This window comes from Yimella sp. cx-51 (genome assembly GCF_017654605.1).
In the GTDB taxonomy this organism is placed as follows: Bacteria; Actinomycetota; Actinomycetes; order Actinomycetales; family Dermatophilaceae; genus Yimella.
The window spans coordinates 310,605-330,484 of record NZ_CP072113.1 but is presented as its reverse complement, the minus strand read 5'-3'; the positions used below and the strand labels follow the sequence as shown (position 1 = coordinate 330,484).

Below are 19,880 nucleotides of genomic sequence, written 5' to 3'. Positions count from 1 at the left end.
TGTTGTGAAGGTTGGTGATTCGGGGTGCTCAGTGAGCGAGGATCTTGGACAGGAAGTCCTTGGCACGATCCGACTTGGGGTTGTCGAAGAACTCCTCGGGGGTGCCTTCCTCGAGGATCTGGCCGTCGGCCATGAAGATGACGCGGTCAGCGGCGCGACGGGCGAAGCCCATTTCGTGCGTCACCACGATCATCGTCATGCCCTCCTTGGCCAACTGCCCCATGACGTCCAGCACTTCGTTGATCATCTCGGGGTCGAGCGCGGAGGTGGGCTCGTCGAAGAGCATCACCTTCGGCTCCATGGCCAGCGATCGGGCAATGGCCACACGCTGCTGCTGACCACCCGACAACTGTGCCGGATACTTCGCGGCCTGGTGATCGACGCCGACGCGCTTGAGCAACTGCATCGCGCGTGACTCGGCCTCCTTGGCGTTCATCTTGCGCACCTTGACCGGCCCGAGCGTGACGTTCTGCAGGATCGTCTTGTGCGCGAAGAGGTTGAACGACTGGAAGACCATGCCGACGTCGGCGCGCAGCTTGGCCAGGCCCGAGCCCTCCTCCGGAAGCGGTACACCGTCGATGGTGATCGACCCGGTCTCGAAGGTCTCCAGCCGGTTGATCGTGCGACAGAGCGTCGACTTGCCAGAACCCGACGGGCCGAGCACGACGACCACCTCACCCTTGGCGACGGAGAGGTTGATGTCCTGCAACACGTGAAGGTCGGCGTAGTGCTTGTTGACACCCTGCAGGACGACCAATGGCTCGCCGAGAACGCTCCGCGAAGAGGCGCCGCGGTCCTGCTCAGATGGCTGCTCGGCGGCAGCATGCTCCTGCGTCATGGGCGACACGATAGGTCAAAGTGTGAATATGTACGCACAAACTTCGACAATCCGATGCCAGCAGTGGCCCAATCGTGATCTAAGCGCTCCCGCTCCCGAGTGATCCGCAGGCGAGTTCGGCCACCTGGATCATGTTGAGCGCCGAGCCTTTACGCAGGTTGTCGGCGCACACGAAGAGTTCGAGCGAGCGCGGGAAGTCGGCCGGTTGCCGGATGCGTCCGACGAAAACCGGGTCGGCACCGACGACGTCGACCGGAGTGGGCCACTCAGCCCGCATCGGATCGTCAAGCACCACAATCGAATTCATGCCCTCGGTGAGCGCACGCACTGCGTCGTCGCGTGACATCCGACGCTCGAAGGTCATGTGCAGGGTGGCCGAATGGGTGGTGGTGACCGGCACCTGGACGCAGGTGGTCGTCATCCGAAGATCCGGTAGACCCAGGATCGCGCGCACTTCCTCCCGAGCGCGTAGCTCCGCACCCGACCAGCGTCCATCGCCCGGCCCACCGACCCACGGGATCACGTTGAACGCGACCGGCGCCGGGAACGGCGAGGCCTCACCGAGGTCGGAGAGGAAGCGGCGCACATCGCCCGGGGTCTGGCCCACCTTGCGGTTACCGGCGAGCTCGGCCATCTCGTCGTACAACCGGTGCACGCCGCGCACCCCGGCGTCCGAGACGGCCTGGTAGGTCGAGGCCACCACCTCGCGCAGATGCCAGTGCTCGTGCAGGGTAGCCAGCGCGTTGATCATGAGCAGCGTGGTGCCGCTGGGGCTGGCGATGATGCGTCCGCCTTCGCCGCGCGCTGCAGCGGGGTTGATCTCCGGCACCACCAGGGGCACGAACGGGTTGGCGGTGTGTGCCCCCGAGTTGTCGATGACGACGGCTCCACGGGCAGCGATGATCGGCGCCCACGTGCGGGCGACGTCGGCCGGCACGGCCAGGATGCAGACGTCCACGCCGTCGAAGGCGTCCGCCGTGAGCTCCCGCACCGGCAGTTCGGCGCCGGCCCCGCGCAGACTGGTGCCCTGCGAATGCCCGGACGCCAGCAGGCGCACCTCGCGCCACATGTCGGGGCGGGTGGGCAGGATCGACAGCATCGTCTGACCGACGACGCCGGTGGCGCCGACGATCGCCAGCACCCGATCAGCAGCCACGATCGATCACCGGCCCGCCGCAATGACCTCCGCGATCTGGACGGTGTTGAGCGCGGCACCCTTGCGCAGGTTGTCGCCGGAGATGAAGAGCACCAGGCCCTTGCCGTCGGCCACCGACTGGTCCTGCCGGATGCGGCCCACGAACGAGGGGTCGGAGCCGGCCGCGGCAAGCGGCGTCGGGACGTCGGACAGCTCCACACCGGGGGCGTCGGCCAACACCGAGCGAGCCTCGTCGGGCGTGATCGGCTTGTCGAACTCCGCGTGGACCGAGAGCGAGTGACCGGTGAAAACCGGCACGCGAACGCAGGTGCCCGCCACCAGCAACTCGGGCAACCCCAGAATCTTGCGGCTCTCGTTGCGTAGCTTCTGCTCCTCGTCCGTTTCCCCAGATCCGTCCTCCACGACGTTACCGGCGAGAGCGACGACGTTGAACGCAATGGGCGCAGGGAACTTCTGGGCCGGGCCGAGCTCGAGGGCCGAGCCGTCGTGGGCCAGTTGCTCAAGCGACTCCGAGTCGGCGCCCTGGCGCGCCTGGGTGGCGAGTTCTTCGACTCCGGCGAGACCCGCACCGGAGACAGCCTGGTAGGTGGCGACGGTCATCCGGCGCAGACCGGCGGTGTCGGAGAGCGGCTTCAGCACGGGCATCGCAGCCATCGTGGTGCAGTTGGGGTTGGCGACGATTCCCTTGGCGGGCTCGAGCGCCTCGTTCGGGTTGACCTCGGTGACCACCAGCGGCACGTCGGGATCCATCCGCCATGCGGAGGAGTTGTCGATCACCGTCGCACCGGCGGCGGCATACTTCGGCGCCAGCGCCTTGGAGGTGGCGCCACCGGCGGAGAAGATCGCGATGTCGAGCCCGGTGGGGTCAGCGGTCTCAGCGTCCTCGACGACGATGTCGCGGCCCTGCCAGGTGATGGTGCGACCGGCCGACCGCGCCGAGGCGAACAGACGCAGGTCACCGACCGGGAAGTTGCGCTCGGCGAGCAACTGCAGGACGACCGCGCCGACCTGACCCGTCGCGCCGACGACACCGATGTTGAGGGGCTTGCTCATGTGATGACTCCTGGGAAAAGTGGTTCGCTCAGCGGCCCGTGCCGCCGTAGACGACCGCCTGGCCGTCGGCGTCGTCCAGCCCGAAGGCGGTGTGCACTGCGCGGACGGCGTCGTCGAGCTGGTCGTCCTTGGTGACCACCGACACGCGGATCTCGGAGGTGCTGATCATCTCGATGTTGATGCCGTTGTCGGCGAGCGCCTGGAACAACGTGGCGCTGACACCGGGGTGCGAGCGCATGCCCGAACCCACCAGCGAGAGCTTGCCCACCTGGTCGTCGTACTGCAGCTGGTCGTAGCCGATCGACTCCTTGGCCGCCTGCAGCACCTCGACCGCACGCGGGCCGTCGCTCATCGGGCAGGTGAAGGAGACGTCGGTCAGGCCGGTGTCGAGGGCGGAGATGTTCTGCACGATCATGTCGATGTTGATCTGGGCCGCCGCGATGGTCTGGAAGATCTTCGCCGCCACACCCGGGGAGTCCTTGACTCCGACGATGGTGACCTTGGCGTCCCCGCGGTCGTGCGCGACGCCGGCAATGATCGGGTCTTCCACGCCTTCTTCTCCTTGCTGGTTACGGGCCGACTCGTTGTCGACGACCCAGGTGCCTTCGTGGTGACTGAACGAGGAACGGACGTGGATCGGCACGCCGAACCGGCGGGCGTACTCCACACAGCGCAGCATCAGGATCTTGGCGCCCGAGGCGGCCAGCTCCTGCATCTCCTCGTTGCTGATGCGGTCGATCTTGCGCGCCGTCGGGACGATGCGCGGGTCGGCGGTGAAGATGCCGTCGACGTCGGTGTAGATCTCGCAGACGTCCGCGCCGAGTGCCGCCGCGAGGGCGACCGCTGTGGTGTCGGAGGCGCCGCGGCCGAGGGTGGTGATCTCCTTGGTGCTCTGGCTGACGCCCTGAAAGCCCGCCACGATCACGATGTGATTGGCATCCAGCGCCTCGCGGATGCGGCCAGGGGTGATGTCGATGATGCGGGCCTTGCCGTGCACGTCGTCGGTGATGACGCCGGCCTGGGAGCCGGTGAACGACCTCGCCGAATCGCCCAGGCTGTCGATGGCCATAGAGAGCAGCGCGGCGGAGATCCGCTCGCCGGCGGTGAGCAGCATGTCGAGCTCACGCTGGGGCGGTGCGGGCGACACGGCGGCAGCGAGGTCGTGCAGTTCGTCGGTGGTGTCACCCATCGCCGACACCACGACACACACCTGGTTGCCGGCCTTACGGGTGTCGACGATCCGACGAGCGACGCGCTTGATGCTTTCGGCGTCCGCCACCGAACTCCCGCCGAACTTCTGGACCACCAAACTCACGCCGGGCTCTCCTTGCCATCACTGTTGCTTTCGGCGGCGCGACAGCGCCGACACCGCGGACAATGCTAACGACGGCGCCCGGCATTCCCCGTGGCCGACCGCGATACGGACCCGTAGTCCACATTCTGTGACGAGCGCCACGCGGACGCGGGAAATGTTTGGCAAACAGCAGGTGATCGGGTGACACTTACCGAGTGTCAAGCAACGTGGACAGCGTTGGGGGAACTGCCACAGCCGTAGCTTCGCCACGCGTACGACGTCATCGGGCGGTTCTGCCCGCTCGCTTGCGCGCCTACCAACCGCCGCGCTGGTGGGTGGAATTCGGCATCCTGATCATCCTCAACCTCGTCTACGAGCACCTGCGCAATCTGGTGCCGTTCCGGCAGGCCGAGGCGCAGAACCGCGCCCAACAGGTGTGGCAGTTCACTCAGCAGATGCACTGGGACGTCGAACTCGGCTTCAACCAGTTCGTCGCCTCGCACTCGGTGATCGCGCACGCCTTCAATGCGTATTACACCTATCTCCACCTACCGGTGACTGCGGCGACGCTGCTGTGGATCTTCCGCGTGCACAAGCGGGCTTATCGCGCCACGCGATCGGTGTTGGTCATCACCACGGTGCTCGGACTCGCCGGTTTCTATCTCTTCCCGATGGCTCCGCCGCGGTTGCTGCACGGCGGGTCGTTCATCGACACCCTGGTCGAGTTCGGCACATGGGGGTCGTGGAGCAGCCCGACCGTCGCGAGCCAGACCAACCAGTACGCCGCGATGCCGAGCCTGCACTGCGCGTGGGCGCTGTGGGTCGGCCTGTGCCTCTTCTTCTTTGCCAAGCGACGCTGGCTGCGGGTCATCGGCGTGCTCTACCCGATCTGCACCTTCACCGTCGTGGTCGGCACGGCCAATCACTTCATCCTGGATGGCGTCGCGGGCGCCGCAATCCTCGCGGTCGCCTTCGCCACCCAGCGCATCCTCTACGGGCAGAGCAGCTTCGCTCCGGCGGCGACCTACGAAGAGCTCACCCTGACGCCTGAGCCGGAGAAGCCCGGTCACCGGCTCCAGGCTCCGCTCCACGGCGGCACCAGCCACCGGGTGAGTCTCGAACGCGCGACCCCCAGGGAGCACTGAGCGCGTCCCGGCAGTAACTGTCGCCTCCACGCCGTAGGCTCGTGGTGTGTACGAGGGCGTGGTTCAAGATCTGATCGATGAGCTCGGGCGGCTGCCCGGCATCGGTCCCAAGTCGGCGCAACGAATCGCCTTCCACCTGCTGCAGGCCGACCCGGCCGATGTCAACCGGTTGGTCGAGGTGCTGCAGACGGTCAAGGCGCGGGTTAGGTTCTGCGAGGCCTGCTTCAACGTCGCCGAGTCGGAGCGCTGCCGCATCTGCGCCGACACCAAACGCGACCGCACCCAGTTGTGCGTCGTCGAGGAGCCCAAGGACGTCCTGGCCATCGAGCGCTCCCGCGAGTTCAAGGGCGTCTACCACGTGCTCGGTGGGGCGATCGATCCGATGTCGGGCATCGGTCCGGACGACCTGCGCATCACCGAACTCTTCCGCCGACTCGGCGAAGAACCCATCGAGGAAGTGCTCATCGCCACCAACCCCAACCACATCGGAGAGGCGACGGCCACCTACCTGGTGCGTTCGATGCGCCCGATGGGCGTCACGCTCTCGCGGCTGGCGTCCGGCCTGCCGGTCGGCGGCGACCTGGAGTACGCCGATGAGGTCACCCTCGGTCGGGCCATCGAAGGACGAAAGGTGCTCACCAATGTCTGAGATCTCCGACCTCGGCGGTTTGGCCGACGAGACCGCACGCGATGCCGAGACGTTCGCCCTGAGCGTACGCGAGATCGCGGCAGGCAGCGCACCCGAGACCGCCATCCCGTTGCTCCTGCTGCTGCTCACCCAGTTGCAACTGAGCGGCGCCCGCCTCGGCGCCGTGCAGGACGTCGTGCCGCCCGACCGTTTCGAGGCCGACCCCGGGCCGGAGCGTGACCTCGATCCGGTGCGGCAGAGCCTGGCCAATCTCTTCGACGGCATCGACGACTACACCGACCTGGTCGACCCCGTCACCTCGGTGGAACTGGCCCGCGGCGCGCTCTCGGACGACCTCGCCGCCATCGTTCAAGCACTCGAGCATGGCCTGGCCCACTACCGCTCCGGTCGCCGCACCGAGGCCCTGTGGTGGTGGCAGTTCAGCTATCTGTCGGAGTGGGGTGTGCGCGCGGCATCGGCGTTGCGAGTGCTGCTGACGATCCTGCGCCACCTGCGCCTCGACGTCGATGACGAGGTTGCTGCCGAGGCGGAGTTCGACGCCCTCCACCCGTGATACGCGCGAAGATCCGCGGGACTGGTGAGTAGCCCCGCGCGGCTCGCGGACCCTCAGAGAGCGCTCAGACCGTGGCTGCGCGCTCGTTGTACTTGCCGGCCCGCTGCTGGCCCGAGAGAGCAGCGATGGCGTCCATGATCTCGTCGGTGGCCTGACGCCGGGCCTTGCCCTGCGCGACACCGTCGAAGCGGCCGGTGAAGTCGATCGGCTCTCCGAACTTCACGCTGAACGGTGCCCGGGTGAGCTTGTTGGTGCCGACCGGTTGGACGTCCTGCGTGCCGATCAGGCCCACCGGGACCACCGGCACCTTTGCGGTGAGCGCGAGGTGGGCGACGCCGACGTGACCGCGGTAGAGCAGGCCGTCGCGCGACCGGGTGCCTTCGGGATAGATACCGAAGGCCTCGCCGCGCCCGAGCACTTCCAGGGCGATCTCCAGCGACCGAGCCGCAGCTTTTGAGTCGTCGCGTTCGACCGGCACCATGCCCATCGAGTTGAACCACGCGCGGCTGGCCGCACCTTTGGCGCCCGTGCCGGTGAAGTACTCCGCTTTGGCGAGGAAGACCACCTTGCGCGGCGCGGCGAGCGGAATGGCGAAGCTGTCGATGAACGACAGGTGATTGCTGGCCAGCAGCACTCCCCCGGTGCGCGGCACGTTGTGGGCTCCCTCGACGGTGAGCCGGAACCACGCCCGAGCCAGCGGACCGACGACCAAGCGAGTGGTGAGATACAGCATCGCTACTCCCGTACGTCCTCGATGACCACTGCACCCAATACCTCGGACATCACCGGGAGCCCGACGGCTGCGCCGTCCTCGACGTCCTCGTCGTCCATCGACTCCACCGGTGTGTCATCCGGACCTTCGACGGCCGGCGGCTCGACAAAGCTTGGGGAGGATGGCGCCGCGGGCGCTGTCGCCCACGCCGGAGCTGCTGCGTCAGAGGTCGACCAGTCGCCGGAATTGTCTTCACGCTGCACTCGCGACAACGCAGCCTGCGCGTCGAGCGCGCTGGAATCGACCGACTGCGCAGCTGCCGCCGGGACGGCAGGAGGAGATGCAGGACGCTCGGTCTCGGGACGCTGCGCCTGCTGCGTGGGCGGTTGACCGCCCGCCTGCTGCACCCGCTGCTGCCAACGAGACCTGATCGCGGCCTGCTTGGCGGCCTCGTCCTCCCCCGGATCGGCGACCGCTGCATCGGTACTCGGCCCCCAACCGGAGGACGATTGCTCCGACTGCGCACTGCTCTGCTCCAGCGCCCCGTCGGCCCCCACCACTCGGGCCTGCACCCGCACGTCCAGACCGAGGGCCTCATGCACTGCACGACGCACGATGTTGGGGTTGGGGTCTGAGCCGATGCGTTCGACCAGGCCCGGGCTGCTGCTGCCCAGCACCAGCAACGAGCCGTCGAAGGATGCGACATGGGCGTGCTGGCTGATGAGGGTCCAGGTGACCCGGCGGATGCCGGCGATGCGCTGGAGGATGTTGGGCCATTCCCTCCGCAGTTCATCGACACCCAGACTCATCCCACCCGCGCTGGGCGCCGACGTCGTGGCAGCCACCGGCTCGTCTCGCGGCGCGGACGGTGCGACCTGCGGGGTGGCGTCCGATGCGGCGTGCCCCGCAGGTCCCGCAGTGTCAGGCGCATCGGCGTCGGCGTCGGCCTGCTGGACGGAGGTGGGCGGCTGTACGTGCGGGGACGACGGCGTGGGCGCCTGCGCTGTAGAGCGCTCGCGAGCATCCGGCTCGCCGGTCGTTTCGTGATCAGCGGGTGGCGTCTGCGGGCCGGCCGAAGCATGCTCCGAGGAAGCAGGCGCCTCGACCGACGGTCGGTACACGGCGGGCTCAGGCTCAGGCCGGGTTTGTGCGTGGGGAGCAGGCTGCTCGGTCGAGGCGACGGGCGCCGCGGGGGCGGGCGCCGTCGTAGGTGCCTCCGGCGCCGCTATCGGCGAGGACGCAGCGGAGGCCGACCCGGCGATCTCCATGCGACGCTCGAGGCGGTCGAGGCGCGCCCCGTAGCCCTGCTCGCCGGACGCCCGCGGCAACAACACCCGAGCACACATGAGTTCGAGCTGCAGCCGCGGACTCGTGGCTCCGGTCATCTCGGTGAGCCCGGCATTGATGATGTCGGCGGCATGCGAAAGCCCGTTCGCGCCGAACACACCCGCCTGCGAGCGCATGCGCTCGACCTGGTCGGCAGGCAGGCCGCGCAGCACCGCCTCGGCGCCGTCAGGCACGGCGGCGACGATGATGAGATCGCGCAGCCGTTCGAGCAGATCTTCGACGAATCGCCTCGGGTCGTGACCCGACTCGACGACGCGGTCGATCTGGGTGAAGACCGCCGCGCCGTCACCGGCAGCCAGTGCATCGACGGTGGCGTCGAGCAGGGCGGAATCGGTGAAACCCAGGAGCGAGGCGGCACCGGCGTAGGTCAGGCCCACGTCGTCCGAACCGGCAATCAGCTGATCGAGCACCGACAGCGAGTCACGCACCGATCCGCCACCGGCGCGGGTGACGAACGAGAGCACGCCGGGCTCGACGGCGACATTCTCGGTGGCGCACAACTGCTGCATGTATTCAGCCAGCCGGGCCGGCGGCACCAGCCGGAACGGGTAGTGGTGGGTGCGCGACCGGATCGTGCCGATGACCTTCTCCGGCTCGGTCGTCGCGAAGATGAACTTCACGTGCTCCGGCGGCTCCTCGACGATCTTCAGCAGCGCGTTGAAGCCCTGCGGCGTCACCATGTGCGCCTCGTCGATGATGTAGATCTTGAACCGGCTCTGCGCCGGCCCGTAGGACGCGCGCTCGCGCAGGTCGCGGGCGTCGTCCACGCCTCCGTGGCTCGCGGCGTCGATCTCGATGACATCGACCGTGCCGGCACCCTTGCGCGACAACGCAACACACGAATCGCACGTGCCGCACGGGGTGGGTGTCGGGCCCTGCTCGCAGTTGAGGCAACGGGCCAGGATGCGAGCGCTCGTGGTCTTGCCGCAGCCGCGCGGACCGCTGAAGAGATAAGCGTGGTTGACCCGTCCGGTGCGCAGCGCCTGCATGAGCGGCTCGGTGACGTGTTCCTGCCCGATGACGTCGGCGAACGTCTCCGGTCGGTAGCGGCGATACAGGGCGGTGCTCACGCGGTCACTCTATGCCGCAGGGCCGACAGGCGGCAGTCCGCACGGGCCCGGCTGTCGACACCCTCGGGCAGACATGAAAGGACCCCTCGCGCACCTGGAAGAGCTCACCTGCCCTTGCTGCATTCCTGCCCTGGGGGAGTTCAGTGAGGTACCACCACACGAGGGGTCTGCATGGAGTTTAGATCAGGGGCGGCGTCCACGCCGAATCGAGCCGCACACACAGGTTGCCGGACGCTGGTGGGCCATGAGGGGTGGGCCTTGTGGAGGGCACCTTGCACGCGACCGGTGAACGAAGAACGCCGCAGGTCAGAGCGTGGGCTCTGACCTGCGGCGACGCTGGCGGAGGATGCGGGATTTGAACCCGCGAGGGGTTTCATCCCCAACACGATTTCCAATCGTGCGCACTAGGCCACTATGCGAATCCTCCAGGCCGGACGAGGATACCGGCTGGCAGGCCAGGGCCGAAATCGGTGCCGTCCGCGGTGGCAGACCGCGCGGCGAAACGCCCACGACGGGAGACATCCGGCCTCAAGAACGGCGTCGTCCAGTCAACGGTGTCGCGCTCGGCATCGTCAAGGACGGACTGGCTCGGCCGGAGTTGCCTTACGCACGGCGACATCGGTCTGCGCGAGCCGGCGCAAGGTGATCATGAGTCGGTCGGTCAGAGCGGTGCCGAGCACGACATTGCGCACCGCGGTGGCCGGGTCGTCCGGCACGAGGGCGAGGTCGACCTCGGCGATGGTGTGCACCAAGCCGGCCAGACCCGTGAGTTGGTCGTGGGAGACCCCGATTTCGGAGTCGTTGATCGCCTCGAGCTGGCGCTCCAGGAGGTCGACCATCCGATCTTTGGGGTCGTAGACCCAACCCACCTCGCCGAGGATGGCGTCCGCCAGCGGGTGCTCGTCGCGCGGGACGATGACATTGGGCGCCAGCGACTCCTGGGCGGTGGCCAGCAAACTCAACCGGTCGACGTCCGGATCGTTCATCGCCTCGACGACCCGACGAGTGCTCGCGATCGAGAGTCCGCCGACCTCGGTCAGGGCCCGCACCAGCTTCACCCGCTCGATGTGTGTGTCGTCGTATGAGGCCTGGGTCTTGGCCTGGGGAACGCCAGGGTGCAGCACGCCTTCACGCAGGTAGAACTTGAGTGTCGCGATCGGCATGCCTGTCGCCTCCGACAGTTCCGAGATTCGCACTGATCGTCCTCCTGATACGGGGCTGACGCTGACCTCATGGCACAGAGTGGTTCCATCAGGCGGTTCAGCGCCGTCCGGGTGAATCGCGGCCCCCGGGTCGCATGACTCTCCATGTGGACCTTCGAAGCAACGATTCGGTTGGCTCCGAGCAAATATATTCACTGCTCCGCGTGATCTGTGGCCCCCGAACCACAAATCGGCGGGATCAAGTGTTGCAGAGCACCCTCGGGGCACCTCGTGATGGATCAACGACGGCGCAAGAACGTGGAAGAATCAGCCCCGGCAGGCCAGCAGCCGAGAAGGAAACAAGGGGTGGGTATGCGACTGCGCAGGACGGTGATCGCCGCGACTGCACCTCTGCTGACCCTCGCACTCGTCGGCTGCGGGTCGGGTGACAAGCCGGCACCGAGCAAGACACCGATCTGCCCGAGCGCCCTCCCGGCGCCGGCGTACAAGGTTGCGCTCTCGCAGATCTACCTGAACGTCTTCAACGCCAGCGGTACCGACGGACTGGCCTCCAAGGTGGCCTCCGAGTTCACCTGGCGCGGTGCACACGTCATCAAGACCGGCAATGACGCCAACCCCGATGACCGCCCCGAACCCAAATCGGCTGAGATCCGCTATGGAAAGAACGGCCGCCAGATCGCACTCAATCTCGCGACGCAGGTGGAGAATGCTGTGCTCTACCAGGACGACCGCACCAACCCGACCGTCGACCTCGTGCTCGGCAACTCTTTCAAGCTCGTCCCGGTGCCGCCGCCCGCGGCCGAGCGGGTGACGGTCAACGTCTACAACACGACCTTCCGCACCGGACTCTCCGGCCAGATCGCCAGCGACCTCAAGAGCCGCGGTTTCAAGGTGGACGCCGTCGGCAACGACCCCCGCGGCGGCTTCTTCCCCGACGACACCGCAATCGTGCGTTACGGCGAGCACGGCGAGCCAGCAGCCCGCCGAGTTGCGTTGTCGGTCAGCGGTGCCCGCCTGGTCAAGGACGGCCGCGCCGACGAGACGATCGACCTGGTGGTCGGGTCGAAATTCGACCAACTGGTGCCCGCGGCGCAGGCCACGATGAAGCCGGTGCCCAAGGCCACGAAGCCACCCGGCTGCTGACCTGCCCCGGACCGCGCAGGGCAGAACTCAGCGTCGGCGGCGCGCGGTGCCGAAAAGGCTGCGGGTGATCTCGCGTCCGATGACCGTGCCGGCCGAACGCAACATCGACTTGAAGGCGCTCGACTGCACCACCTGCGTCACCATGCCCGGTTCTTCCTTGGCGGGCCTGGACGCCGGAGGGGCCGCAGGAGCGGGCGGCGCAGGATCGCTCGCGGCCGGCTCGGGGGCCGCGCTCACCCGCGCATTGAGCATCTCGTAGGCCGACTCGCGGTCGATCGCCTGCGAGTACTTCGGGTTCAACGGCGACGCGCCGACGACCTGGTCGATCGTGGCTTCCGGCGACGGGGCCATCAACGAGGTGGGCGCGAGCATCCGCGTCCACGCCACCGGCGTCGGAGCGCCGTTCTCGCTGAGCACGGTCACCACGGCTTCACCGATGCCGAGCGACGTGAGCAGCTTCTCCAGGTCGTAGCCGGAGTGCGGGAAGGTGCGCACCGTCTGGGTGAGCGCCTTCTGGTCATCGGGGGTGAAGGCGCGCAGCGCGTGCTGCACCCGGTTACCCAGTTGCGCCAGCACTGCGTCCGGCACGTCCTTGGGCGTCTGGGTGACGAAGAAGATGCCGACGCCCTTGGAACGGATCAGCTTGACAGTCTGTTCGATGGCCGCCAGGAACGCCTTGGAGGCGTCCTTGAAGAGCAGGTGTGCCTCGTCGAAGAAGAAGACCAGCTTCGGCTTGTCGGCGTCGCCCACTTCAGGCAGGTCGTGGAAGAGATCGGCCAGCAGCCACATCAGGAAGGTGGAGAAGAGCGCCGGACGGTCCTGGACGCGGGGCAGTTCGAGGCAGGTGATGACGCCCTTGCCGTCCGCGCCGACCCGGAGCAGATCGGCGGTGTCGAACTCCGGCTCACCGAAGAAGGCGTCCGCGCCCTGGTCGGCAAAGGTGATCAGCGAGCGCAGGATCACCCCGGCGGTCGCCGACGACAGCCCGCCGAGGTCTTTCAGGTCGGCCTTGCCCTCGTCGGAGGTGAGGTGCTTGATGACTGCTTGGAGGTCCTTGAGGTCGAGCAGCGTCAGGCCGCGCTTGTCGGCGTAGTGGAAGATCAGGCCGAGGCTCGACTCCTGGGTGTCGTTGAGCCCCAACACCTTCGACAGGAGCGTCGGACCGAAGGAGGTCATCGTGGCGCGGATCGGCACGCCCTTGCCGACGCCGCCGAGGGAGAGGAACTCCGTCGGGTACGCCGTCGGCGTCCACTCCTGCCCCATGCTGGCTGCCCGCTCGGTCAGCTTGGCGCTGGCCTCGCCCGGGCTGGCAAGGCCGGAGATGTCGCCCTTGATGTCGGCGATGAAGACGGGCACACCCTCGTTGGAGAGTTGCTCGGCCATGAGCTGCAGCGTCTTGGTCTTGCCGGTACCGGTCGCACCGGCCACCAGGCCGTGCCGGTTCATCATCGCCAGCGGCAGCCGCACCGGCACTCCGGGCACCGGCTTGCCGTCGTTCATCGCCACTCCGAGTTCGAGCGCAGCGCCCTCGAATCCGTAGCCGGACTTGATGAGATCGAGTTGGGTCGCAGCAGATTCGGTCACGGCGCCGACAATAGACTCAAAGGCTGCCCGGCGCACCGGTTGAGCGCCGAATGCCAGTCGAACCTCGACATAGGATGAAGCGGTGATCTTCAAGGCGGTGGGCGAGGGGCGTCCGTATCCCGACCACGGCCTCGACACGCCCAAGCACTGGAGCCACCTGGCTCCCCGACTGGTGCGGCTCGACCAACTCATCACCACCAAGAGGGTGCTCGACCTCGACACACTCCTGTCGGAGGACTCCACCTTCTACGGTGACCTCTTCGCCCACGTCGTCCAATGGAATGACGAGCTCTACCTCGAGGACGGCCTGCACCGCGCCCTGCGCGCAGCCCTGCACCAACGCGCGACCCTGCACGCCCGCGTCCACATGATGTGATGTAGCCGATTCGATGAAGTACGCACAGACCACCGGACTCAGTCACGCCCGCAAACGCAAGCGACGGCGCTCGCTGATCGTGCTCGTCATCGTGTCGTTGGCGGTCGTGGTGGGCACTGCGTACGCCGCCGCCTACACCTCCGGCCTCATCCCGGGTAGCCGCCCGCCGCAGAAGCCGGCCAGTTGCAGCCCGACCAAGATCATCTACCCCAACGCCGGTTTCACCGTGAACGTCTACAACGCTTCGCGCAACCAGGGCAAGGCCAAGGAAGTGGCGCGCGCGCTCAAGAGCCACCACTTCAGCATGGCCGTGGTCAGCAACGACCCGTACGCGATGAAACTCACCGACGTCGGCCAGGTGCGCTACGGGCCCAAGGGGGCGGCCAAGGCTAAGCAGTTCGTCGTGCCGCTCATCCCCGGCGTCCAGGAACTTGCCGACGGCCGCGACGACGACTCGGTCGATGTCGTGCTCGGAGACCAGTTCCCCGACATCGCGGTGCTCCCCTCCCCCACGTCCAGCACGCCGCCCGGCTGCTGAGCCCGACCTCCCGAAGGAGCGCTTGAGTGAATGACGCACAGCACGACCTGCCCTTCGGACGCTGGATCCAGTCGCGCATCTATTCGGCGGGCGTTTTCGGCCGTCGCCCCTCGGTGCCGACGCACCCCGCCGCTCTGGAGGAGTTGGGGCTGAAGGCAATGAGCCCGGCCGCCCGCGACTACGTGCAGACCGGCGCTGGGGCTGGTTCGACGATGACCGCCAACCGTGCGGCCTTCGACAAGCACCGGATCGTGCCGCGGATGCTGCGCGATGTCTCCCGGCGCGACCAGTCGATCACGCTGCTGGGGCGCGAACTCCCCTCGCCGCTGCTCACCGCGCCGATCGGCGTACTGGAGATGGCCCACCCCGAGGCTGATCTCGCAGTTGCACGTGGCGCACGGGCGGCGCAGACGCCGATGATCATCTCCTCGCAGGCGTCCTACCCGATGGAGCAGATCGCCGGCGCGCTCGGTGACCACCCGAGCTGGTTCCAGCTCTACTGGAGCAACCAGCCGTCGGTGGTCGAGTCGTTCGTCCGGCGCGCTGAGGCGATCGACGCCGAGGCCATCGTGGTCACCCTCGACACCACCGTGCTCGGCTGGCGCACCCTCGATCTCGATCGCGCCTTCCTGCCGTTCGCTCGCGGAATGGGCATCGCGCAGTACACCTCCGATCCGGCGTTCCAGGCGTTGGTCGAGGCGCGCGTCGCCGCTGACGACCTACCCACTCCCGATGGCCGGCCCACGCCGACCGCGGTGCGCTCACTGCTGTCGATCACCCGCAACTACCCCGGCGACTTCCGCGACAACCTGCGCTCGGCCCACCCGCGGGCCGCCGTCCAGACCTTCCTGGACGTCTTCTCCCGCACCGATCTGACCTGGGCCGATCTGGCGACGCTGCGCGCGATGACCAAGCTGCCAATCCTGGTCAAGGGCGTGCAATCCGCGGACGACGCCAGGCTCGCCCTGGAGCACGGGGTCGACGGCATCATCGTGTCGAACCACGGCGGTCGGCAGGTCGACGGTGCGATCGGTTCGTTGGACGCCCTCGCCGAGATCGTGCCCGTGGTCGACGGCACGGTGCCGGTGCTCTTCGACAGTGGCATCCGGTGCGGCGCGGACGTCTACAAGGTGTTGGCCCTCGGCGCGTCAGCGGTCTGCATCGGCCGGCCATATGTCTACGGGCTGGCGATCGCCGGCGCCGACGGGGTGCGCGAGGTGCTCGAACACTTCCGCGCCGAACTCGACCTCATGATGGCCACCACCGGCGTCACCTCGATCGCCGAGATCGACCGCTCCACCCTGGCCTGAGCCATTCTCCGGCCTGCCCTCCCCCCACAAACCGGACGCATATGAACGCTTTCGTGCCTCAGCGCGTGCGTTTTGCGTCCGGTTTGTGGGCTGGCGGGGGCGGTCCCATCCGGGACGACACATCTCAAGCCTGTGGGAGGTTCTGGTTGATCCGCACCATGTTGCCGGCCGGGTCACGGAAAGCGCAGTCGCGCACGCCGTAGAACTGGTCGGCCGGCTCCTGCAAGACCTCGGCGCCCGAGGCGCGGACGTGCTCGAAGACCGCGTCGACATCGTCCACCGTGAAGATCAGCGCGCCCGCGACACCCTTGGCGACCAGATCGGCGAGCACCTTCTTGTCTTCGTCCGAGGCGGGCATGGCTGCAGTTTGCTGGATGGTGATCTCGAGTTCGGGCTGGCTGGGCGTCACCACGGTGAGCCAGCGGTAGTCGCCGTTGGTCACGTCGGTCTTGACGGTCAGTCCGAGCGTGTCGCGGTAGAACGCGAGCGCCTGCTCGGGGTCGTCGACATAGACAAAGCAGTTGGCGAGGGTCAGGGATGCGAGTGCTGTGTTGTTCATGGCTGCAACGCTATTGCGCTGCCCCTGGCCGCGCTTCTCCAAAACTGATCACTTGCGCGGACGCGTCACCTGCTTGGCAATACAGCCCGGGACGCCCACCAGGGTTTCGTGTGAACGCGCCCGGTAGTGCGAGGGCGTCTCCCCCACCAGTTCGGTGAATTTCGCGCTGAAAGACCCCAGCGAGGTCGCGCCCACCGCCATGCAGACGTCGGTGACGCTGAGTTCACCGATGCGCAGCAGCGCCTGAGCGCGTTCGACCCGGCGGGTCATCAAATAGGAGTACGGCGTCTCCCCGAAGGTCTTCTTGAACGCGCGCTGGAAGTGACCGACCGACATCAGCGCGTCCGCTGCCAGCGACGGCACATCGAGCGGCCCGGCGTACTCCCGATCCATTCGGTCCTTGGCCTGCCGCAGCCGCACCAGATCGTCGCGATCCACCCCGACAGCGTGCCACCGAGGCGCTCGGTTTGGGAGCAGGGCGCCTGTTCGGGTATGTTCTTCCGCGGTGGCGTGTCCGAGCGGCCTAAGGAGAACGCCTCGAAAGCGTTTGTGGGATAAAACCCACCGAGGGTTCAAATCCCTCCGCCACCGCCAAAGAAATCCGGGGCACCCGCGTCAGCGAGTGCCCCGGATTTCTTTTGTTCTCAAGGCGATTCGCCCCGTGATGCGCTGGCAGCCACGCCCGGGATCGCGCGAAGCGCTTATCGCTGGAGGTCCTCACCCGGAGCCAGCCGGATCGGTCCTCTTGCTCCCGCCGGGTCGACCCGCTTCCCCTTCTGCTGCACCTCCACCTCGCCCGCCTCGACCAGTTGTGCGGCGACTTCCCTCGCGAGGTCCATCAGGTCGCGCCAGCCTTCGCCACCGACCGCCTTTGCAGCGTCGCTCGGGCAGATGGTCGATCCGTCGCGGTGCCGCAGCAATGCCCGAATCGTCGCGGCCAACCGGTGGCGACGGCCGTGCTCGGTTGCGGGCTCCCACCACGGCTCGCCGCGCTCACCCAGGGCATGTTTGGCGTCCGAGACCAAGTGCCTCGCCTCGTCCCCCTGCGTGCGCACCTCTCGCCGGGCGCGCATCAACTCCTCGACCAGCTCGACGCGCAACTTCTGCGGGATCGCCGGGTCGGTGGCGCGCCAACGTCGCCCGCCGACAACGATGTGATGACCGTCGGGAGTGCGCTCGGGTTCGCTCACCGACGGCTCAGCGCCCCGACGAGGTGCAGATGCACGAGCGGTTGCCGTCGGCGTCCTCGAGCACCCAGAACGACGGAGCCGCGTCGTCGCTCACCAGCACGCCACCGGCGTCCAGCGCGGCCTTGACCCGCGCCTCTGCTTCGTCATGCGGCACCCAGACGTCCAGGTGCCAGCGCTGCTCGAAAGCCTGCTCCGGCAGTTCGGGCCTGGTGTTGCCGTCGGACGGATCAGCCGGACCTTGCCACCAGATCGGCGGAGCCTGACCCGACGCGTCAACCACGTCGCCGTCCTCTGCCTCGGCGCCGAGCAGCGCCGCATAGAACGGGCCGAGCCGTTGACCGTCATGTGTGTCGAGACCGAGTTCGACCAAGGCGATGCCTTCCGGTTCGGCGGGGACTCCGAGGTCTTTCGCAAACTCGCTGATGCGCTGGGCGAGTGCGATGTCGCGACTGGTGATGCCGTCGACGTCGTGACTGCTCAGGCTGACCAGCACCTGCGAATAGGTGAGACTCAGATCGGGATGGTGGTCGGCCTCTTCGGCGGCGGCACCGATCTGATCGACGAGTTTCAACCCGGTCGCGAAGTCTCCGGTCGCAAACTTGGCTTTGATGACGCCGGCCACCTGGCGCCAGTCGCCCAACTGCGACGCGCGGACTTCGTCGAAGCTCAACTTCTTGCGTGGATCGGCCATCGTCGGCTCCTTCGCTAACGGATGGTTTCCACGTTAGCTGGAGGCGCCGACGGATCAGGGGCGGTCGAGCGTCAGATCGCGGGCCCGGGCGTACTGCTTGCGCAGGACTTCGGTGGCAGCCAGATCCTCGTCCGTGGCCGCGTAGATCTGCGTTCCGTCCAGTGGCCAGACCGGCGGCTGGTCTTCTCCGGACAAGACCCATGCCGCTTGGCGGGCCGCGCCGAGTGCGACGTACTCCCCCTCGCGGGGCACCACAATGTCGAGGCCGAAGACCGACGGGGCGATCCGACGTACCGCCTCCGACTTCGATCCGCCCCCGATCAGCGAAATCCGCTGCGCCACAGTGCCTTCGGCGACCATCGCGTCGAGTCCGTCGGCGAGCGCGAGCAGCATGCCTTCGACGGCGGCCCGGGCGAAATGAGCGGGGGTGGACGTCTGCAGAGTCAGCCCGTGCACCGCACCGGTGGAGTGCGGCTTGTTGGGCGTGCGCTCCCCCTCCAGGTAAGGCACCAGGACGAGGCCGTCGCATCCGCGGGGTGCTTCGAGGGCGAGTTCGGCCAGACGCGCGTGGTCGACACGGAGCATCTTGGCAGCGGCGTCGAGCACTCGTGCGGCGTTGAGCGTGACGGCCAGCGGCAGGAACTCTCCGGTGGCATCGGCGAAACCCGCCACCGAACCCGAGGAGTCTGCCGCCACGTTCTGGCTGATTGCCGACACGACGCCGGAGGTGCCGATGGAGACGGCGACATCACCGGGTGTCATGCCCAGACCCAGGGCGGCGGCCGCATTGTCGCCTGCGCCTGGGCCGATCACGGCGGTCGAATTGCCGTACGCGAGGGCGCCGCCCGATTCGTTAGGTGCAAGCACACGGGGCAGCACGACGTCGTGCCCGAGTGCCTGCTGCACCAGGTCGCGGCGGTAGTCACCGGTGGCCGGCGACCAGTAGCCGGTGCCCGAGACGTCCGACCGGTCGGTGAACAGCGCTTCCAGATCGGTCGCTCCGGCGAGCTTCCAGCTCAGCCAGTCGTGCGGCAGGCAGACGGCAGCGACGCGAGCAGCGTTCTGGGGTTCGTGGTCGGCCAGCCACCGCAGCTTGGCCACAGTCAGCGAGGCGACCGGCACGGTCCCCACGGCTTCGGCCCATGCCTGCGCACCCAGTTCCTCCACCAGGGTGGCGGCGGCGTCCGCCGAGCTGGTGTCGTTCCACAGCATCGCCGGACGGATCACCTCGCCGGCGGAGTCGAGCACGACCATTCCGTGCTGTTGACCACCGACACTCACCGCCGCGACGTCGTCCAGGCCACCGGCGGCGTCGATCGCCTCTTGCAGGGCTGACCACCAGTGCGCCGGATCGACCTGGGTGCCGTCGGGATGCTTGGCCCGGCCCTCGCGCACGATCGCGCCGGTCTCGGCGTCGCAGATCAACACCTTGCAGGACTGGGTGGACGAATCGATGCCGGCAACCAGTGTGGCCATGCGAACTCCTTAGTGCACGAATGAGATTCGCGT

20 protein-coding genes, 2 tRNA genes and 1 other RNA gene are annotated in these 19,880 nt (G+C 67.6%); 8 read left to right on the top strand and 15 right to left on the bottom strand.

The window, feature by feature from the left end; translation table 11 throughout:
* Positions 1 to 28: 28 nt before the first annotated feature.
* The 4 genes from J5M86_RS01595 to J5M86_RS01580 form a co-directional block, all read right to left on the bottom strand.
* Positions 29 to 838, bottom strand: coding sequence for an amino acid ABC transporter ATP-binding protein (locus J5M86_RS01595; protein WP_370587316.1), 810 nt, complete (start codon positions 836 to 838; stop codon positions 29 to 31).
* A gap of 79 nt (positions 839 to 917) precedes the next feature.
* A complete protein-coding gene (locus J5M86_RS01590) occupies positions 918 to 1,994 on the bottom strand; it encodes an aspartate-semialdehyde dehydrogenase (protein ID WP_244328415.1) in 1,077 nt (358 codons plus the stop codon).
* Positions 1,995 to 2,000: 6 nt separating this feature from the next.
* Positions 2,001 to 3,047, bottom strand: coding sequence for an aspartate-semialdehyde dehydrogenase (locus J5M86_RS01585; protein ID WP_188059816.1), 1,047 nt, complete (start codon positions 3,045 to 3,047; stop codon positions 2,001 to 2,003).
* Positions 3,048 to 3,075: 28 nt separating this feature from the next.
* A complete protein-coding gene (locus tag J5M86_RS01580) occupies positions 3,076 to 4,362 on the bottom strand; it encodes an aspartate kinase (RefSeq protein WP_188059817.1) in 1,287 nt (428 codons plus the stop codon).
* Positions 4,363 to 4,646: 284 nt separating this feature from the next.
* Between J5M86_RS01580 and J5M86_RS01575 the strand changes: the two genes are divergently transcribed.
* Genes J5M86_RS01575 through J5M86_RS01565 form a run of 3 tightly spaced genes read left to right on the top strand, consistent with a single transcriptional unit; the run spans position 4,647 to position 6,688 of the window.
* A complete protein-coding gene (locus J5M86_RS01575; RefSeq protein WP_188059818.1) occupies positions 4,647 to 5,486 on the top strand; it encodes a phosphatase PAP2 family protein in 840 nt (279 codons plus the stop codon).
* Between the two features lie 46 nt (positions 5,487 to 5,532).
* Entirely contained in the window at positions 5,533 to 6,135 is a 603-nt protein-coding gene (recR, locus tag J5M86_RS01570) for a recombination mediator RecR (protein ID WP_188059819.1), read from the top strand.
* On the top strand, positions 6,128 to 6,688 hold the full coding sequence (locus tag J5M86_RS01565; RefSeq protein WP_188059820.1) for a DUF5063 domain-containing protein: 561 nt from the start codon (positions 6,128 to 6,130) through the stop codon (positions 6,686 to 6,688). Before recR ends, J5M86_RS01565 begins: the two co-directional genes overlap by 8 nt.
* Before the next feature lie 64 nt (positions 6,689 to 6,752).
* Here J5M86_RS01565 and J5M86_RS01560 read toward each other — a convergent pair whose 3' ends face one another.
* The 5 genes from J5M86_RS01560 to J5M86_RS01540 all read right to left on the bottom strand — a co-directional run bounded on the left by J5M86_RS01560 (position 6,753) and on the right by J5M86_RS01540 (position 11,013).
* Positions 6,753 to 7,421, bottom strand: coding sequence for a 1-acyl-sn-glycerol-3-phosphate acyltransferase (locus J5M86_RS01560; RefSeq protein ID WP_188059821.1), 669 nt, complete (start codon positions 7,419 to 7,421; stop codon positions 6,753 to 6,755).
* A 2-nt stretch (positions 7,422 to 7,423) separates the two neighbouring features.
* The gene (locus J5M86_RS01555; protein ID WP_188059822.1) at positions 7,424 to 9,817 is read right to left on the bottom strand and encodes a DNA polymerase III subunit gamma and tau; all 2,394 of its coding nucleotides are present in this window, start codon (positions 9,815 to 9,817) and stop codon (positions 7,424 to 7,426) included.
* A gap of 74 nt (positions 9,818 to 9,891) precedes the next feature.
* Positions 9,892 to 9,988, bottom strand: an RNA gene (gene ffs, locus J5M86_RS01550) — signal recognition particle sRNA small type.
* 166 nt (positions 9,989 to 10,154) lie between these two features.
* A tRNA-Ser gene (locus J5M86_RS01545) sits at positions 10,155 to 10,244 on the bottom strand.
* A 145-nt stretch (positions 10,245 to 10,389) separates the two neighbouring features.
* Entirely contained in the window at positions 10,390 to 11,013 is a 624-nt protein-coding gene (locus J5M86_RS01540) for a MerR family transcriptional regulator (RefSeq protein ID WP_208965078.1), read from the bottom strand.
* A 318-nt stretch (positions 11,014 to 11,331) separates the two neighbouring features.
* Between J5M86_RS01540 and J5M86_RS01535 the strand changes: the two genes are divergently transcribed.
* The gene (locus J5M86_RS01535) at positions 11,332 to 12,123 is read left to right on the top strand and encodes a LytR C-terminal domain-containing protein (RefSeq protein WP_208965077.1); all 792 of its coding nucleotides are present in this window, start codon (positions 11,332 to 11,334) and stop codon (positions 12,121 to 12,123) included.
* 27 nt (positions 12,124 to 12,150) lie between these two features.
* Here J5M86_RS01535 and J5M86_RS01530 read toward each other — a convergent pair whose 3' ends face one another.
* Positions 12,151 to 13,707 carry a helicase HerA-like domain-containing protein gene (locus tag J5M86_RS01530; protein ID WP_244328414.1) on the bottom strand — a complete coding sequence of 519 codons (1,557 nt, stop codon included), beginning with the start codon at positions 13,705 to 13,707 and terminating at the stop codon, positions 12,151 to 12,153.
* A gap of 82 nt (positions 13,708 to 13,789) precedes the next feature.
* On the opposite strand from J5M86_RS01530, the gene J5M86_RS01525 reads away from it, so the two are divergent.
* The 3 genes from J5M86_RS01525 to J5M86_RS01515 are packed head-to-tail and all read left to right on the top strand — an operon-like array spanning position 13,790 to position 15,931.
* Entirely contained in the window at positions 13,790 to 14,083 is a 294-nt protein-coding gene (locus tag J5M86_RS01525; protein WP_188059825.1) for a type II toxin-antitoxin system VapB family antitoxin, read from the top strand.
* Positions 14,084 to 14,096: 13 nt separating this feature from the next.
* Complete coding sequence (locus J5M86_RS01520; protein WP_188059826.1) at positions 14,097 to 14,621, top strand: LytR C-terminal domain-containing protein; 525 nt, start codon at positions 14,097 to 14,099, stop codon at positions 14,619 to 14,621.
* 26 nt (positions 14,622 to 14,647) lie between these two features.
* Complete coding sequence (locus J5M86_RS01515) at positions 14,648 to 15,931, top strand: alpha-hydroxy-acid oxidizing protein (protein WP_244328413.1); 1,284 nt, start codon at positions 14,648 to 14,650, stop codon at positions 15,929 to 15,931.
* 124 nt (positions 15,932 to 16,055) lie between these two features.
* On the opposite strand, the gene J5M86_RS01510 is transcribed toward J5M86_RS01515, so the two are convergent.
* Both J5M86_RS01510 and J5M86_RS01505 read right to left on the bottom strand, forming a co-directional pair.
* The gene (locus tag J5M86_RS01510; RefSeq protein ID WP_188059827.1) at positions 16,056 to 16,490 is read right to left on the bottom strand and encodes a VOC family protein; all 435 of its coding nucleotides are present in this window, start codon (positions 16,488 to 16,490) and stop codon (positions 16,056 to 16,058) included.
* A 48-nt stretch (positions 16,491 to 16,538) separates the two neighbouring features.
* A complete protein-coding gene (locus tag J5M86_RS01505) occupies positions 16,539 to 16,928 on the bottom strand; it encodes a helix-turn-helix transcriptional regulator (protein ID WP_188059828.1) in 390 nt (129 codons plus the stop codon).
* A 66-nt stretch (positions 16,929 to 16,994) separates the two neighbouring features.
* Between J5M86_RS01505 and J5M86_RS01500 the strand changes: the two genes are divergently transcribed.
* Positions 16,995 to 17,084 (top strand) — tRNA-Ser (locus J5M86_RS01500).
* Between the two features lie 107 nt (positions 17,085 to 17,191).
* On the opposite strand, the gene J5M86_RS01495 is transcribed toward J5M86_RS01500, so the two are convergent.
* From J5M86_RS01495 to xylB, 3 genes are read right to left on the bottom strand one after another with little or no spacing between them, the layout of a single operon-like run.
* Positions 17,192 to 17,680 (bottom strand): DUF3253 domain-containing protein, encoded by a 489-nt coding sequence (locus J5M86_RS01495; protein ID WP_188059829.1) that lies wholly within the window; start codon positions 17,678 to 17,680, stop codon positions 17,192 to 17,194.
* 7 nt (positions 17,681 to 17,687) lie between these two features.
* On the bottom strand, positions 17,688 to 18,371 hold the full coding sequence (locus J5M86_RS01490; protein WP_188059830.1) for a 4a-hydroxytetrahydrobiopterin dehydratase: 684 nt from the start codon (positions 18,369 to 18,371) through the stop codon (positions 17,688 to 17,690).
* Positions 18,372 to 18,425: 54 nt separating this feature from the next.
* Complete coding sequence (gene xylB / locus J5M86_RS01485; protein WP_188059831.1) at positions 18,426 to 19,847, bottom strand: xylulokinase; 1,422 nt, start codon at positions 19,845 to 19,847, stop codon at positions 18,426 to 18,428.
* Positions 19,848 to 19,880: the final 33 nt, after the last annotated feature.